Below are 13,431 nucleotides of genomic sequence, written 5' to 3' on the forward strand. Positions count from 1 at the left end.
ACTGGTTTCGCCAATGTTTCGCCACGCCCGCGGCCTCCTGAAATACCCTTCACTGGAACAGGTGATCCTGCCGATAGTATGCTCGGCCTTTCGATCTGTACCAGGGAAGGGAATTACCCATGAAACTCTGTGCCGTACAGCTGGCATCAGTCAAAGGCGAACTACAAGTCAATCTCGACCGCCACCTGCACTGCATAGAGCAGGCCGCAGACCTGGGCGCCGAACTGGTGGTGTTCCCCGAGCTGTCGCTGACTGGTTACGAGCCTACCCTGGCAAGGCAGGTGGCCTTGCCGCTCACCTCTGCCCGGCTCGATCCGCTGCAGCGAATCTGCGACCGCCTGGAAATCTGCGTAGCCGTGGGCCTGCCACTGCCCACCGCAGATGGCATTCAGATCGCAATGCCGATCCTGCGCCCCGGCCAGCCGCGGCTGGCCTACGCCAAACAACGGCTGCACGAGGACGAGCTGGCGTTTTTCTCGGCCGGTGACCAGCCCTTGGTTTTCACCGCAGGGCAACTGCAGATAGCACCCGCCATCTGTTACGAGTCGATGTTCTTCGCGCATGCAGCACGAGCCCGCGACAGGGGCGCAGAGCTGTACCTGGTGAGCGTGGCGAAGACGGCGAAGGGCATCCGTGAAGGCAATGAGCACTACCCGCAAGTCGCTCGCACTTTGGGTATCCCGGTATTGATGGCCAACTGTGTGGGCCCGGCCGACAACTTCGTGGGTGCCGGCGGCTCGGCGGCCTGGGACAGCCAGGGTAACCTGCTGGCGGCGCTGGATGGCCGCCAGGAAGGCATCATCTTGCTGGATACCGCGAACTCCAGCGCCATCGGCGTACCGCTGAGCGTGCCTTCTGCATGAAGTATCTGCTTTTGATAGTGGCCAGCTTTGCCAGCACCTATCATCTGGTGGGGCTGTTGATCAACAGCCAGCTGAATGAGCTGGCCGAGGGGTTGCGCCATCGCCCGGATGCGCCACCGCCCGGGCAGTACCTGCGCGAAGTAAGGCCACAGGCCCGCCGGGCGCATCAGCAGTACACGCTGATGGCGGGCTCGACGTTGGCAGTGGTGGTGTGCCTGGCCGTGTATTGGGTCAGTTGAGTTTTCAGGTTCAGTCGCGACCTTTGCGGACAATGCATGGCTAAAGGTCCAAAGTCAGGCTTTGTTGCCCCTCAAGCGCCAAGAGGTACTGCTTGGCCGGCATCCCCCCGGCAAAGCCGGTCAGGCTCCCGGATGCGCCAATCACCCGGTGGCACGGGGCAATGATCGAGATCGGATTACGGCCGTTGGCCGCACCGACCGCGCGTACGGCGCTCGGGTTACCGATCTGCCGGGCGATATCGCTGTAGCTTCGGGTCTGGCCGAACGGAATGGTGAGCAACGCCGCCCACACCTGGCGCTGAAAGGCGGTGCCGGCAAAATCCAGTGCCAACTCGAACCGTTGGCGCTTGCCGGCAAAGTACTCTTCCAACTGGCGAGCGGCTTCGCGCAGTATTGGCTGCTCATCATCCCGATGCACCTCACCCAGGCGAACGCGGTTTTCCCGCTCCTCTTCCCACAGCACGGCGGCCAGGCGCTCGCCGCGGGCCACCAGGGTCAAGGTGCCGACCGGGGACTGCATCAGGGTGAAGGCGCTGGACATGCTTGTTTCTCACTGCAGGGCTAGGTCCGGGCACTTTAGCGCCGGCCCACACCTCGCGCATCCGCTTTCTTGCTCAGGCAATCACTCAGCTCGCGATGCGGCGGGCTTGGGCCAGGTCGATTTTGGGGATCAACGCCGCAGGTATGCGAGAAACCTCGGACAGGTTGTAAACCCGGAATCGCTCGCTGACAACCTGCTCGGCCATCAGCGTCAGCGACGGCAGTATGCGGCTCTCCCAGTGCTGGTCGAGCCCACAGGGGGAAGGCTGCCCCTCACCGTTCTCGTAAAAGCGCCCTAATGACTGGTCCAGGTCAACACCCACCAGCAACACCTGCTCGAACCCCAGGTGATACGCCAGTTGCAGGGCGACATAAACCACTGTCCGGGCATCGAAGTAGCCGCTTGAGAGGTCTTTGCTGAAGGCGATCGACCGCGCCCGCTTGCTCCACAACGCCCTGCTGCAGACATGGGTTGCGCCGTGCCCCCGCAACCCGTCGAGCATGCCGGGGTTGTCGGCTTTATGCAGCGGATAACACTCGGTGTCGGGCGGGATGTCAGCGCCGACGAACTGCTCTGGCCACAGTGCCAAGCGCTGGCTATCGCGCAACGCCAAGGCAAACAGCTCTGGCTGCTGTGTGCGAAAGCTTTTGTCGGTGCAGATGTAAAAGAACGGCTTCACGGCACACGCAGCGGTGAGGGAAACCGAACCATTCATGGCAATCACAGGGAGGTGTGAAAATTCAAGCAGGGGGAACTGTTTGGCAGAAGCGCCCGACGCAAGAATCACCACCGGCCCTTTCTGGGTGTTTCGGCACGCCTCGAAACCTGAGAACGCGCCGCGCTCGGCATCGAGCTGTGACGGAGATATATTCATCGCGCCATCATCGGTTTGGAGTACCTAAAACACAATACCCCTCGGACACCGAACGATCCCTTTTACAAAGCCCTTACACAATCTGACCAACGTCTTGCCGTTCGTTTCACGCGACGACTCTCTTTTATGCATGAGTCGCCTTGCCGGTTACCCCTGGCGGTACTAATACTTAACTCTCTGCCTGGGGAGGCACGAACAATGCAACCAAGATTCGTTATCGTTCCCGCAGTGCCTATCGAAAGGGAATCCTTCCGCGTCGCTGGTCGCTATTACGCAGCTACCGTCTGCGGCGGCTACGACATCTACGACAATCAAGCAAAGGAGCGTCTCAAGCCCAGTTACTCCTGCAAAGAAGATGCGCAGGTGCAATGCCGTCAGATGAACCTGAAAGCGTAGAAGCCATGGGACTGCCAGGGGGCAGGCATCACCTCAATCCAGGCATTCCCGGGCCGCCAGCCGCAGCTTGTTGCCCGAGAGGAAACTGCCTTTGTAGAAAGTCGCCCGGCTGCCCTCACCGGACTCCAACACTTCCAGGACTTCATCAGAGGTCACTGCGCTGGGTGCGGTCAGGCGGTAGCCATGTGAAATGGATTTTTGCGTCGTGAGTGGCGCCAACGCTTGCCACTTGGGCAATACACAGGCGGCATAGACTTCTGGCGATTTGCGGGTCAGCTTGCTGGCTGTTGGCTTTCCTGGGTTTGCACAACCGGCCAGGGTGACGACCAGTGCGTAGCAAAAAGAGATGCGAAAGTTAGGCATTTGCATTTGACTCAAGTGGACAGGATGCATTTTAACCATGGTTTTGCATGACAAAAAGCCCGCGCATCTGGGGCGCGGGCTTTTGTACTCAGGTTTTGCCGCGGGCTGGCTAGGCCTTCGAACACATGAGGGCTGCATCGAGCAGCCGCCCGTGGTCATACCAGGCATCGCGCTGATAGGCCATGAACTGCTGACGCGTGCCGTAGCTGCGCAACTCTACAAGGCCATTGGCTGTGTTGGGGTCAGTACTGTCGACGAACAGACGCACCGAATCACCACTACCCACCTCATAGGTGGTTGCACTCCCATGCATCTCTTCCTTGACGCACCCTAGATAATCCGGCGGGCTCTTCTCGGTGATACCGGAGGTATGATCATGCCCATCCCGAACATCGGGGTTCTGTGCACACCCCGTCATAAAAGTTGCAGCCAACGCTGACATCAGTATTGCGCTTGCGAGCGATCTAGAGTTCTTCACGCGACACACTCCGGCGCCCCCTTCAACAACCCTTTGAAAATAGCTAACGAGCAACGCCCTTTTTCGTTTTTTTGGCCAATCCCATATTAACCCTCAGTCATAACCGAGCAATATTCTTCTTCGCTATAGGGGATGTGGCAACGCCCTACCCTATTTGCAAGCTGACGGGAACACGCCATGCCGCTTTGCCATTAGCACCGCTCAATCTTGCTCGGCCACCTCACAAACGCCATTTGCACGCCCCTTGCCGGTGTACGAGACCCCCACAGACTCATCCGGGTTGACCATGATAGAGACGGTAACCCCATCGCCCTTGGCTTCGTAGTACGCGTCACTGAATTTCTTCAGTTTTGCCTCCTTGGCATTAATGTAGACAGGGCCGCCTTCATCCGCGTGCACTTCGATTCCGCCCGGGCATGTGGCATTCACCAATGGGATGCCTGCGTTGGCCATCCCTGCAACAGAAATCAGAACAACGCCCAGCACTCGCCTCTTCATTCAAACCTCCTGATCCGGTTAATCCTTATATACAGTGATAGACGAAGGCCCTGGAACCGGACCATTGCCGGCCAGAAATGCTTTCGCATCGAGCGGTGAGCATCATGCTCTGCCCGCCTGGCTCTGCACATACTGCTCAGCCATCACTTTGCCTTCGAGTATGGCCTCCGTCGAGGACGAAAATGCCCGACTCACTCGCAGCGTTCTCGAGACGCTGCCGGGCCGGCCGACCTCCACCAGCATTCCGGTCGGTGAGTCAGTGCACGACTCCCACAGAACGTAAATGGATGCCTGGTAACCAAGGTACGAATGCACATAAAGATCATGACTGGTGGACTGAAGGTTCATCTGATTCTCCAACGGGGCGCCCTGATTGCACCTTTGCTGCAAATACGACTGGTGCGTTCACGCGTGCGTTCCGTTGTCCTCGTCAAGTTACCTGCCCCGGTGAAGCCGGACCAGCACGTCAGAGTACATCTGTACTCCTGCGCAATCCTTACTATTTCAAGCAGGTTGCGGGCCTACCCATAGCAACCAGACCCTCGGTGGCAATTCGGCGTGCACGCCCCACGCCCCACGCCAGCGCTCTGGTCATCGACTCGCCGGGCCTCGAGTCGAAAGCCTCCTCGTGAAGCGCGGTACCAGCGGCCGCATAGACGCCGATGAACATCTGCGTAGCGCCTGTGCGCGACAGCCTCACCTGAACATCGATAACCGTGCCGTTATAAAGAGCCTCATCGTGCTCCCGGTGATGCAGGGTCGGGTCCGCCCACAGCCAATAAGTTTCTCCGCGAATTCGCATGCCGCCTCCTCCGACTGATGTCTATTTGGAATGGCCAAATACCACCATAGCGAAGCGGTACGACCGCACAACCGGTACACGCGCAACTGTGGGCTGAATCGGACCACCGGTTAAATAACCGTTACAAAATCAAGGATTTGTACAACTTCAGGCCGGGCGCGGCAGCTCGATGATCGCCGAGGGCTTTGCAGGGAAAAATTCTGGTGGTTCGCTGCGACGGACAGGAACGACCACAGCTAAGCGCCGTGGCCAACCTTCTCCATCATTTGATAAAGCGAACCTGTGAGTTGATTTTTTCGATCACCGAGCCTTTGCGCTCGTTGAAGCGCAGCTTGTTTTGCTCGAACAGGTTATTACCCTTGGTATCGATGGAGATAATCAACGGGCCAAACTCCCGTACGCGATTGACCCAAAGCGTTTCGGGCATCCCCAAATCTTGCCACTCAGCCCGCTCGATCTCTTCCACCTGGGTTGCGGCGAGTACTGCACAACCGCCGGGGAACACCGCATGCACAGCCTTGTTTTCCAGGCACCCAGTGGTGGTTTCGGGGCCCATGCCGCCCTTGCCGACGATCAGCTTTACGCCAGTCTGCTCAATGAATTCCTTCTCGAACTTTTCCATCCGCATGCTGGTGGTCGGGCCGATGGAAACCATCTCGAAGGTGCCATCGTCTTTCTCGCGCACGATCGGGCCAGCATGAAATATGGCCCCACCGCGCAAGTCGACCGGCAGTTCACGCTTGAGCTCGATCAGGCGACGGTGTGCCACGTCGCGACAGGTGACCAACTGCCCTGTCAGGTAAATCACATCACCAACGTTAAGGTCTGCGAGATCTTCGTCCTTGATCGGGGTGCTGAGGATCTTTTTCACAGAACAACTCCTTCGTGGGACAGAATGTCGTAAGACAGGTCGGCGTTGATACGGATCTTGCCGCGCCGGTGTGCCCAGCAACCAGTGGACACGGCCACGCCAATGGTTGATGGGTGGCGAGCGGACGATTCGATGTTCACGCCCATGACGCTGCTATTGCCGGTCAACCCTTGCGGACCGATACCAATCTCGTTGAGGCCCTCTTCAAGCAACTGCTCCATCAAGGCCGCACTTTCATTGGGGTGGCTGGAGTCCACCGGGCGCAGGATTGCCCGCTTGGACAGACGCGCAGCGGTTTCCACTGATGTTGACACGCCGACGCCAACCAGCAACGGCGGGCACGCGTTGATGCCCCGCGAGGTGATCACATCAAAGACAAATTCGGTGACGCCTTCATATCCTTGACCCGGCATCAACACTTTGGCCGAACCAGGCAGCGTGCAACCGCCACCGGCCATGTACACGTCCACGATTGCATAATCGGCGTTGGGGATGATCTCCCAATCCAGCCATGGAATTTTCGAACCGGTATTGGTACCCGTATTCTTTTCGATAAAGGTCTCTACCGCGTTGTGACGCAGCGGGCCCTTGATAGTGGCTTCCTTGGTGGCGTTCTCGAGGATGCCCTCAAGCTCGCTGAGCAAGGGGAAGCTCGCGCCTGCCGAGATGAAGTACTGGATCACGCCGGTGTCCTGGCAGCTCGGGCGGTCGAGTTTGTCGGCGTAGTCCTGGTTCTCAGCCATTGAGTCATAGACAGCAATGGCGAGCGGGTTGGTTTCCGCGGCCCGCAATTGCGCGGTTTTTTTCTTCACGTCGGTTGGCAGGCGTTTGCCGATATAGGCGGTAAACTTCGCCATCGTCTCGGTAAGCGATAGTACAGCTGACTCTTTATCCATCATTTTCTCCTCACAGCATCACTGGGCTATTCGTGCGGGCTCAAAAGGCCAGCTATTGGTGTTTGCACTGCTCGATTCGATGCACCTGATTGTTGCTCAGTCGAGTCTGGCGCCGCGGCTGGCTGAGTATTCAGGGCCAGGTCCATTTGCTTTTTATCGAGTGCTCCGACCCATTTGGCGATCGCCATGGTGCCAACTGCATTTCCGATCGTATTGGTGATAGCGCGGGCTTCGGACATGAAACGATCCACCCCGAGCAGCAGCACCATGCCGGCTACCGGAATCTTGTCCATCGTCGCCAGGGTGGCTGCCAGTGTGATGAAACCGGACCCGGTGACACCCGCAGAACCCTTGGAAGTCAGCAACAACACGCCCAGCACGATCAACTGGTCCATTAGGGTCAGAGGCGTGTTGGTAGCTTGGGCGATGAAGATGGCTGCCATGGTGTAGTAGATGCACTGACCATCGGGGTTGAACGTCAGCCCGGACGGAATCACCAGGCCGACTACCGGCTTGGACACCCCTGCCTTTTCAAGTTTGTTCATCAGTTGCGGCACGACCGACTCTGAAGAACTGGTACCCAGGACAGTGAACAGTTCTTCCTTTAGGTACTTGAGAAACTTCCACAGGCTGAAGCCGGACAAGCGAGCGATGAAACCGAGCACGACCACGACAAACAGGAAACAGGTGACATACATAGTCGCCACCAACTTGCCAAGCGATACGATCGAACCCAGACCGTACTTGCCAATGGTGAAAGCCATGGCGCCAAACGCCGCCAGCGGTGCAAGCCGCATGATCATGCCGACAATGTAGAACATGCCGTGGGAGAAAGACTCCAGCACATCGACCATGGGTTTGCCACGCGGCCCCAGATGCGCCAACGCGATACCGAACAAGGTAGAGAACAGCAGAATCGGTAAAATCTGGTTCTGCGCAAACGCATCGGTGATACTGGCCGGGATGATTTTCATCAAGAACTCAGTGATACCGTCGCCACCCTGTGCAGCCGAGGTGTAGGTAGCGATGCTGGAGGCGTCGAGGTGCGCCGCATCAATGTTCATTCCGGCGCCTGGCTTGACGAAGTTGACAACCAGCAGGCCCAGGATCAGGGCGAATGTAGAAAGCACTTCAAAGTAGATGAGCGCTCGAGCGCCCACACGGCCGAGCTCCTTCATGTTCTCCATCTTGGCGATGCCCAACACCACCGTGGCGAAAATGATGGGTGCGAATACCATCTTGATCAGCTTGATGAACGCATCGCCAAGCGGTTTCAGGTCAGTGCCGATATCCGGCCAAAAAACACCTAGCAATACACCGGCGGCCACCCCGATCAGTACTTGGACATATAACTTACCCAGAATGCTTTTCATGACAGGACCCCTGAATTTTTATTCTTGTCAGGTAATACCGAGAAGACAGATCAACGACCCGTCTCTCGGCGCATTGTCTAAATTACGGTTCTGTTCAATCAGCGATCAATCAGCGCGATGACCGCATCGGTGATCTGGCGAGTAGTCGCTGTGCCGCCCAGATCGGGGGTTTGCAGGCCACTTTCGGTGACTGCTTCGATGGCCGACATCAACTGCCTGGCGGCAGCCCCCTCACCCAGGTGCTCGAGCATCAATGCCGCAGTCCAGAAGGTCGCAATCGGGTTGGCTACGCCTTTGCCGGTGATGTCGAAGGCAGAACCATGGATAGGTTCGAACATCGAAGGGAATTGACGCGACGGGTTGAGGTTGGCGGTCGGTGCGATGCCCAAGCTGCCAGACAACGCGGCGGCCAGGTCGGACAATATGTCGGCGTGCAGGTTGGTGGCGACAATCACGTCCAGTGTGGACGGTTTTAGGACCATGCGCGTGGTCACTGCGTCAACCAGTTCCTTGTCGATCTTCACATCCGGGAAGTCCTTGGCGACTTCGTAGAAGATCTCGTCCCACAGCACCATGCCATGACGCTGAGCGTTGGACTTGGTCACCATGGTCAGTTGCTTGCGTGGGCGACTCTGTGCCAGCTGGAAAGCAAAACGGTGAATGCGCTCGACACCGGCACGGGTAAATACCGATACCTCGGTAGCCACTTCTTCTGGCAGGCCGCGGTGCACGCGGCCACCATTACCGGAGTACTCACCCTCTGAGTTCTCACGCACGACGACCCAGTCGATCTGGTCGCCGTTATGCAACGGGCTTTTCACGCCCGGCAGTACACGAGCCGGACGCACGTTGGCGAACTGGTCGAAACCCTGGCAAATCGGCAGACGCAGGCCCCATAGGGAAATATGGTCCGGTACATTCAGGGCACCCACGGCACCGAAGAAAATAGCGTCGAAGCTTTTCAACTCCTCCAGCCCACCCTCAGGGATGTAATGGCCATTCTTCAGGTAGCTCTCCGAGCTCCAATCAAAGTCTTTGAAGGAGATTTCGAACCCACATTTTCTTGACAGCGCTTTCAGTACTTCAACGCCTGCGGCAATAACCTCAATACCAATTCCATCGCCTGGGACAGCTGCAATGTTGTACGCATGCATGAGTAGACACCTTCATTTGGATATTCTTGTTTTCCCTGCCGATCACACCAAGGCGACAGGATGTGAGCAGAGTGTAAGCAGAAATCCCAAGGAAATAAGCTACTCAAAATAACTTCAAAAGTTACTTGAGGTTATCAATCATGGGGCACATTCTGTACGAGCCCATCGTCGCTTCGAGCCAGCCATGAATCAGACATTTGACCTTTCGTTTTTCCACCTGCTCGCCACCCAGGGCAGCCTCGCGGCCACGGCACGCGAACTCGGCGTAACCCCCCCGGCAGTGAGCAAACGCCTGGCAGCGCTGGAGGCACGGTTTGGTGTTCGCCTGGTCAACCGCACCACCCGCTCGATGAGCCTGACCTCGGAGGGCGAGCTTTACTTTTCTCACGCTGCGCGCATCCTCACGCAAATCAATGAGGTAGAGCAGATGGTCGTCAGTAGCCGCGCGACGCCCAAAGGCCTTATCCGCGTGAACGCCTCCCTCGGCTTTGGTCGACGGCATATCGGGCCGGCCTTGGCAGCGTTCTTCAGCCGTTATCCGGAGGTGGAAATTCAGCTGGAAATCACCGACCATCCCTTGGATCTGGCAACCCACGGTTTTGACCTCGGGATCCGCTTCGGTACACTGCCGGATGCCGCATTCCACGCCCGCAAGATCGCCTCCAATCGCCGACTGGTGTGCGCCTCGCCGCTTTATCTGGAAAAGCACGGCACGCCGATGCGCCTGTCTGATTTGCAACAGCACAACTGCATCTTCATCCGGCAGAACGAAACGCCTTATGGCGTATGGAGTTTCACCACTGGCAGCCGTACGCAGAACATCAAGGTCCGCGGTGCCCTGGGCTGCAATGACGGGGAGGTGGCCCTGAACTGGGCGTTGGAAGGTTACGGGATACTGATGCGCGCCGAATGGGATATAGCCCGCTATGTACGCAGCGGCCGGTTGCGCCTGGTGCTGGAAGACGAAACACCAACCCGGGCAGATGTCTATGCGGTTTATCCTCAGCAGCTACACCTGTCAGCGCGGTTGCGCAGCCTTATCGACTTTCTCGTGGAGCGCTTCGCTCATATTGATCATGTGGAAGATGCCGAGTGAATGGCAGATGGCCTTGCAGCACCACCGGCTTACCGTTCATGCGTCGGCTTGGATGCCCCTCGATAAACGCAAAAACCCCTTTGTGAAGCGGGCAACTGGCCTTGTCGCCCAGCACCGCTGGCGTTTTACCGTTGACGGTGTGGGTGCCAGCCAGTTGGCATGACAGCACGCTGCCCCCGCTGCTGGTGGGGTCGCCCAGGCAGATGGGAGGGTTCATGCCTTGGGTCGCCCGACACTTGGGAGGCCATACTTGAAGGGGTCAGCACCACGGTTGCGCTGGTTCTTCACTTTGCGTGCCTCATCTGGCGGGCTGATCATCTGCACGGTGAGGCTGCCGTCGCTGCCGGCGTACACCACGGCACTGGCACCGCCGTCGTGGTAGCTGGCGATGGTGGCCAGGTTGATTTCCACCAGCGCGCTGCTGACGCCGGTATTGCCCAGGCGTCGACCGATGTCATAGCCCTCGTCGACATTGCTCACATCCAGGCCTTGGCCGTCGGTATTGAGGCTGTGCAAGGCGTTGGTCAGGGCGATTTCTGCCTCAGCGTTGTTAGTGGTGTCGTAGAACACGCGCACCGGTTTTTGCCCATCGGGCAGCGTGTCGAGGGCCTTGAGCCAACCTGCCTGCAAGGCCTTGGCCTGCAACGCGGGTTTGAGGCGCTTGCCGTGCTCGTCCTGCATGGAAACCTTGATTGGACGGTGCAAGTAGCCCAGCACTGGCGCTGCGTCGAACTCCTTCAACTGGTGTTCGGTCCAGCGCACGGGCAGCCAGGGCGACGGTTCGAAATGGCCTGGGCCGCGGTTATTGAGGGTTTTCCACAAGGTGGGTAGTTGCGATGATCATCTGAGAAAACCCGGTGCAGCGAACCGCTCGAAAAACAAAGTTAACCAGGAGTTTTGGGCCAGCACCTCGGTGTATTGCTGGCACATTGGACTATTGATAAGGTGGTTTCATCGTCCGCTTGTCAGATTAATATTGCCTCCAACGTGTCCTGGCAGGTGCGAGGGCGGGCATAACTATCTCATGCAGTGGCCATACTTCGGTGTGTTTCAATCAGACGAAGTACAACCCCTGGATCGGCAAGCGTCGAGATGTCTCCTAACCCCTCATACTCCGCAGCCGCGATCTTGCGCAGGATTCGCCGCATGATCTTTCCCGAGCGGGTCTTGGGCAGCCCTGGCGCCCACTGGATCACGTCCGGCGAGGCAATCGGGCCGATCTCCTTGCGCACCCAGTTCTTCAGCTCCAGGCGCAGCGCCTCGTCCGGCACCTCGCCAACGTTGAGGGTGACATACACGTAGATGCCCTGCCCCTTGATGTCGTGCGGCACGCCCACTACCGCCGCCTCGGCGACTTTCGGGTGCGCGACCATGGCACTCTCGATCTCGGCGGTACCCATGCGGTGGCCGGAAACGTTGAGCACGTCGTCCACCCGGCCGGTGATCCAGTAGTAACCGTCCTCGTCGCGGCGAGCACCGTCACCGGTGAAATACATGCCACGGAAGGTCTTGAAGTAGGTGTCGACGAAACGGTCGTGGTCGCCATACAGCGAACGCGACTGGCCCGGCCACGAGTCGAGGATTACCAGGTTGCCCTCGGCGGCACCTTCGATCAGGTTACCCAGGTTATCCACCAGTGCCGGCACCACACCGAAGAACGGACGGGTCGCCGAGCCCGGCTTGAGCGCCGTGGCGCCGGGCAGCGGGCTGATCAGGACACCACCGGTCTCGGTCTGCCACCAGGTGTCGACGATCGGGCAACGCTGCTTGCCGACAGTCTGGTAGTACCAGTTCCAGGCCTCGGGGTTGATCGGCTCGCCCACCGAGCCCAGCAGGCGCAGGCTCGAACCGTCGGCACCGGCCACGGCGGCCTGGCCCTCGGCCATCATGGCGCGGATCGCGGTCGGCGCGGTGTAGAGGATGTTGACCTTGTGCTTGTCGACGATCTTCGAAACCCGGGTGATATCCGGGTAGTTCGGCACGCCTTCGAACAGTAAGGTGGTCGCACCGTTGGCCAGCGGGCCGTAGACGATGTAGCTGTGGCCGGTGACCCAGCCGACGTCGGCGGTGCACCAGTAGGTTTCGCCCGGGCGGTAGTCGAACACCCGCTCATGGGTCAGCGCGGCATACACCAGGTAGCCGCCGGTGGTGTGCAGCACACCCTTGGGCTTGCCGGTGGAGCCGGAGGTGTAGAGGATGAACAGTGGCTCTTCGGCGCCCATTTCCTTCGGCGCACAGTGGCTGGAGGCCACTTTCATCAGGTCTTCGTACCAGATGTCGCGGTGCTGGTGCCAGGCAATGTCGCCACCAGTGCGCTTGCACACGATGATCTTCTGCACGCTGCTGGTTTCCGGGTTGGTCAGCGCCAGGTCGACGTTGGCCTTGAGCGGGGTACGCCGGCCACCGCGCACGCCTTCGTCGGCGGTGATCACGATCTTGGACTTGCAGTCGATGATACGGCCGGCCAGCGCCTCGGGTGAAAAACCGCCGAACACTACCGAATGGATCGCACCGATACGGGCACAGGCGAGCATGGCGACCACGGCCTCGGGGATCATCGGCATATAGATGGTGACCACGTCACCGCGGTGCACATCCTGGCCACGCAGGGCGTTGGCGAACTTGCAGACTTGCTCGTGCAGTTCGCGGTAGGTGATGTTGCGGTGCTCGGAAGGGTCGTCGCCTTCCCAGATGATGGCCAACTGGTCGCCGCGCTCTTCGAGGTGGCGGTCCAGGCAGTTGGAGGAAACGTTCAGAGTGCCGTCGGCGAACCATTTGATATCGACGTGATGGTCGTCGAAGGAGGTCTGCTTGACCTTGGTGAACGGCTTGATCCAGCGGATGCGCTGGGCCTGCTCACGCCAGAAGCCGTCCGGGTTGATCACCGACTGCTGGTACATGGCCTTGTAGGTGGCCTCGTCGGTCAGGGTGGTGGCCGCAACCTCGGGACGAACGGGATACAGTGGAGCCGCACTCATCTGTGTTAC

The 13,431-nt window shown here is 58.8% G+C and carries 16 protein-coding genes and 1 pseudogene; 4 read left to right on the plus strand and 13 right to left on the minus strand.

Annotated features, from left to right (window positions below; all coding sequences use genetic code 11):
- The first annotated feature begins 119 nt into the window (after nt 1-119).
- The gene (locus ACMGF5_RS22330; protein ID WP_414157230.1) at nt 120-863 is read left to right on the plus strand and encodes a carbon-nitrogen hydrolase family protein; all 744 of its coding nucleotides are present in this window, start codon (nt 120-122) and stop codon (nt 861-863) included.
- A complete protein-coding gene (locus ACMGF5_RS22335) occupies nt 860-1,102 on the plus strand; it encodes a hypothetical protein (protein WP_204918032.1) in 243 nt (80 codons plus the stop codon). Before ACMGF5_RS22330 ends, ACMGF5_RS22335 begins: the two co-directional genes overlap by 4 nt.
- A 40-nt stretch (nt 1,103-1,142) precedes the next feature.
- Here ACMGF5_RS22335 and ACMGF5_RS22340 read toward each other — a convergent pair whose 3' ends face one another.
- A complete protein-coding gene (locus ACMGF5_RS22340) occupies nt 1,143-1,643 on the minus strand; it encodes a methylated-DNA--[protein]-cysteine S-methyltransferase (RefSeq protein WP_046786138.1) in 501 nt (166 codons plus the stop codon).
- A gap of 85 nt (nt 1,644-1,728) precedes the next feature.
- The gene (locus ACMGF5_RS22345; protein ID WP_414157231.1) at nt 1,729-2,517 is read right to left on the minus strand and encodes a lipopolysaccharide biosynthesis protein; all 789 of its coding nucleotides are present in this window, start codon (nt 2,515-2,517) and stop codon (nt 1,729-1,731) included.
- A gap of 198 nt (nt 2,518-2,715) precedes the next feature.
- Between ACMGF5_RS22345 and ACMGF5_RS22350 the strand changes: the two genes are divergently transcribed.
- Entirely contained in the window at nt 2,716-2,913 is a 198-nt protein-coding gene (locus tag ACMGF5_RS22350) for a hypothetical protein (RefSeq protein WP_046786136.1), read from the plus strand.
- 33 nt (nt 2,914-2,946) lie between these two features.
- On the opposite strand, the gene ACMGF5_RS22355 is transcribed toward ACMGF5_RS22350, so the two are convergent.
- From ACMGF5_RS22355 to ACMGF5_RS22390, 8 genes are all read right to left on the minus strand, one after another.
- Nucleotides 2,947-3,276 carry a hypothetical protein gene (locus tag ACMGF5_RS22355; protein WP_371316878.1) on the minus strand — a complete coding sequence of 110 codons (330 nt, stop codon included), beginning with the start codon at nt 3,274-3,276 and terminating at the stop codon, nt 2,947-2,949.
- Between the two features lie 109 nt (nt 3,277-3,385).
- The gene (locus ACMGF5_RS22360) at nt 3,386-3,718 is read right to left on the minus strand and encodes a hypothetical protein (protein ID WP_080952109.1); all 333 of its coding nucleotides are present in this window, start codon (nt 3,716-3,718) and stop codon (nt 3,386-3,388) included.
- 237 nt (nt 3,719-3,955) lie between these two features.
- Complete coding sequence (locus ACMGF5_RS22365) at nt 3,956-4,252, minus strand: hypothetical protein (protein WP_115274735.1); 297 nt, start codon at nt 4,250-4,252, stop codon at nt 3,956-3,958.
- 499 nt (nt 4,253-4,751) lie between these two features.
- Nucleotides 4,752-5,054, minus strand: a complete 303-nt coding sequence (locus tag ACMGF5_RS22370; RefSeq protein ID WP_046786133.1) for a hypothetical protein — start codon at nt 5,052-5,054, stop codon at nt 4,752-4,754.
- Between the two features lie 262 nt (nt 5,055-5,316).
- Nucleotides 5,317-5,925, minus strand: a complete 609-nt coding sequence (ttdB, locus tag ACMGF5_RS22375) for a L(+)-tartrate dehydratase subunit beta (RefSeq protein ID WP_115274734.1) — start codon at nt 5,923-5,925, stop codon at nt 5,317-5,319.
- The gene (ttdA, locus tag ACMGF5_RS22380; protein ID WP_115274733.1) at nt 5,922-6,821 is read right to left on the minus strand and encodes a L(+)-tartrate dehydratase subunit alpha; all 900 of its coding nucleotides are present in this window, start codon (nt 6,819-6,821) and stop codon (nt 5,922-5,924) included. Before ttdA ends, ttdB begins: the two co-directional genes overlap by 4 nt.
- Nucleotides 6,822-6,847: 26 nt before the next feature.
- A complete protein-coding gene (locus ACMGF5_RS22385; RefSeq protein ID WP_115274732.1) occupies nt 6,848-8,194 on the minus strand; it encodes a dicarboxylate/amino acid:cation symporter in 1,347 nt (448 codons plus the stop codon).
- A 98-nt stretch (nt 8,195-8,292) separates the two neighbouring features.
- On the minus strand, nt 8,293-9,348 hold the full coding sequence (locus ACMGF5_RS22390) for a tartrate dehydrogenase (RefSeq protein WP_414157232.1): 1,056 nt from the start codon (nt 9,346-9,348) through the stop codon (nt 8,293-8,295).
- A gap of 184 nt (nt 9,349-9,532) precedes the next feature.
- Between ACMGF5_RS22390 and ACMGF5_RS22395 the strand changes: the two genes are divergently transcribed.
- A complete protein-coding gene (locus tag ACMGF5_RS22395) occupies nt 9,533-10,444 on the plus strand; it encodes a LysR family transcriptional regulator (protein WP_115274730.1) in 912 nt (303 codons plus the stop codon).
- Here ACMGF5_RS22395 and ACMGF5_RS22400 read toward each other — a convergent pair.
- From ACMGF5_RS22400 to acs, 3 genes and pseudogenes are all read right to left on the minus strand, one after another.
- Nucleotides 10,386-10,661 (minus strand): PAAR domain-containing protein, encoded by a 276-nt coding sequence (locus ACMGF5_RS22400; protein WP_414157233.1) that lies wholly within the window; start codon nt 10,659-10,661, stop codon nt 10,386-10,388. The two genes, ACMGF5_RS22395 and ACMGF5_RS22400, sit on opposite strands and share 59 nt — an antisense overlap.
- Nucleotides 10,658-11,281 (minus strand): annotated as a pseudogene (locus ACMGF5_RS22405) (hypothetical protein); the annotation flags it as partial. The gene ACMGF5_RS22400 and the pseudogene ACMGF5_RS22405, both read right to left, overlap by 4 nt.
- Before the next feature lie 185 nt (nt 11,282-11,466).
- Nucleotides 11,467-13,422, minus strand: a complete 1,956-nt coding sequence (gene acs / locus ACMGF5_RS22410; RefSeq protein ID WP_115274728.1) for an acetate--CoA ligase — start codon at nt 13,420-13,422, stop codon at nt 11,467-11,469.
- Nucleotides 13,423-13,431 lie beyond the last annotated feature (9 nt).

The sequence above is a fragment of the Pseudomonas sp. BNK-15 genome (genome assembly GCF_047456105.1).
Lineage (GTDB): Bacteria > Pseudomonadota > Gammaproteobacteria > Pseudomonadales > Pseudomonadaceae > Aquipseudomonas > Aquipseudomonas putida_E.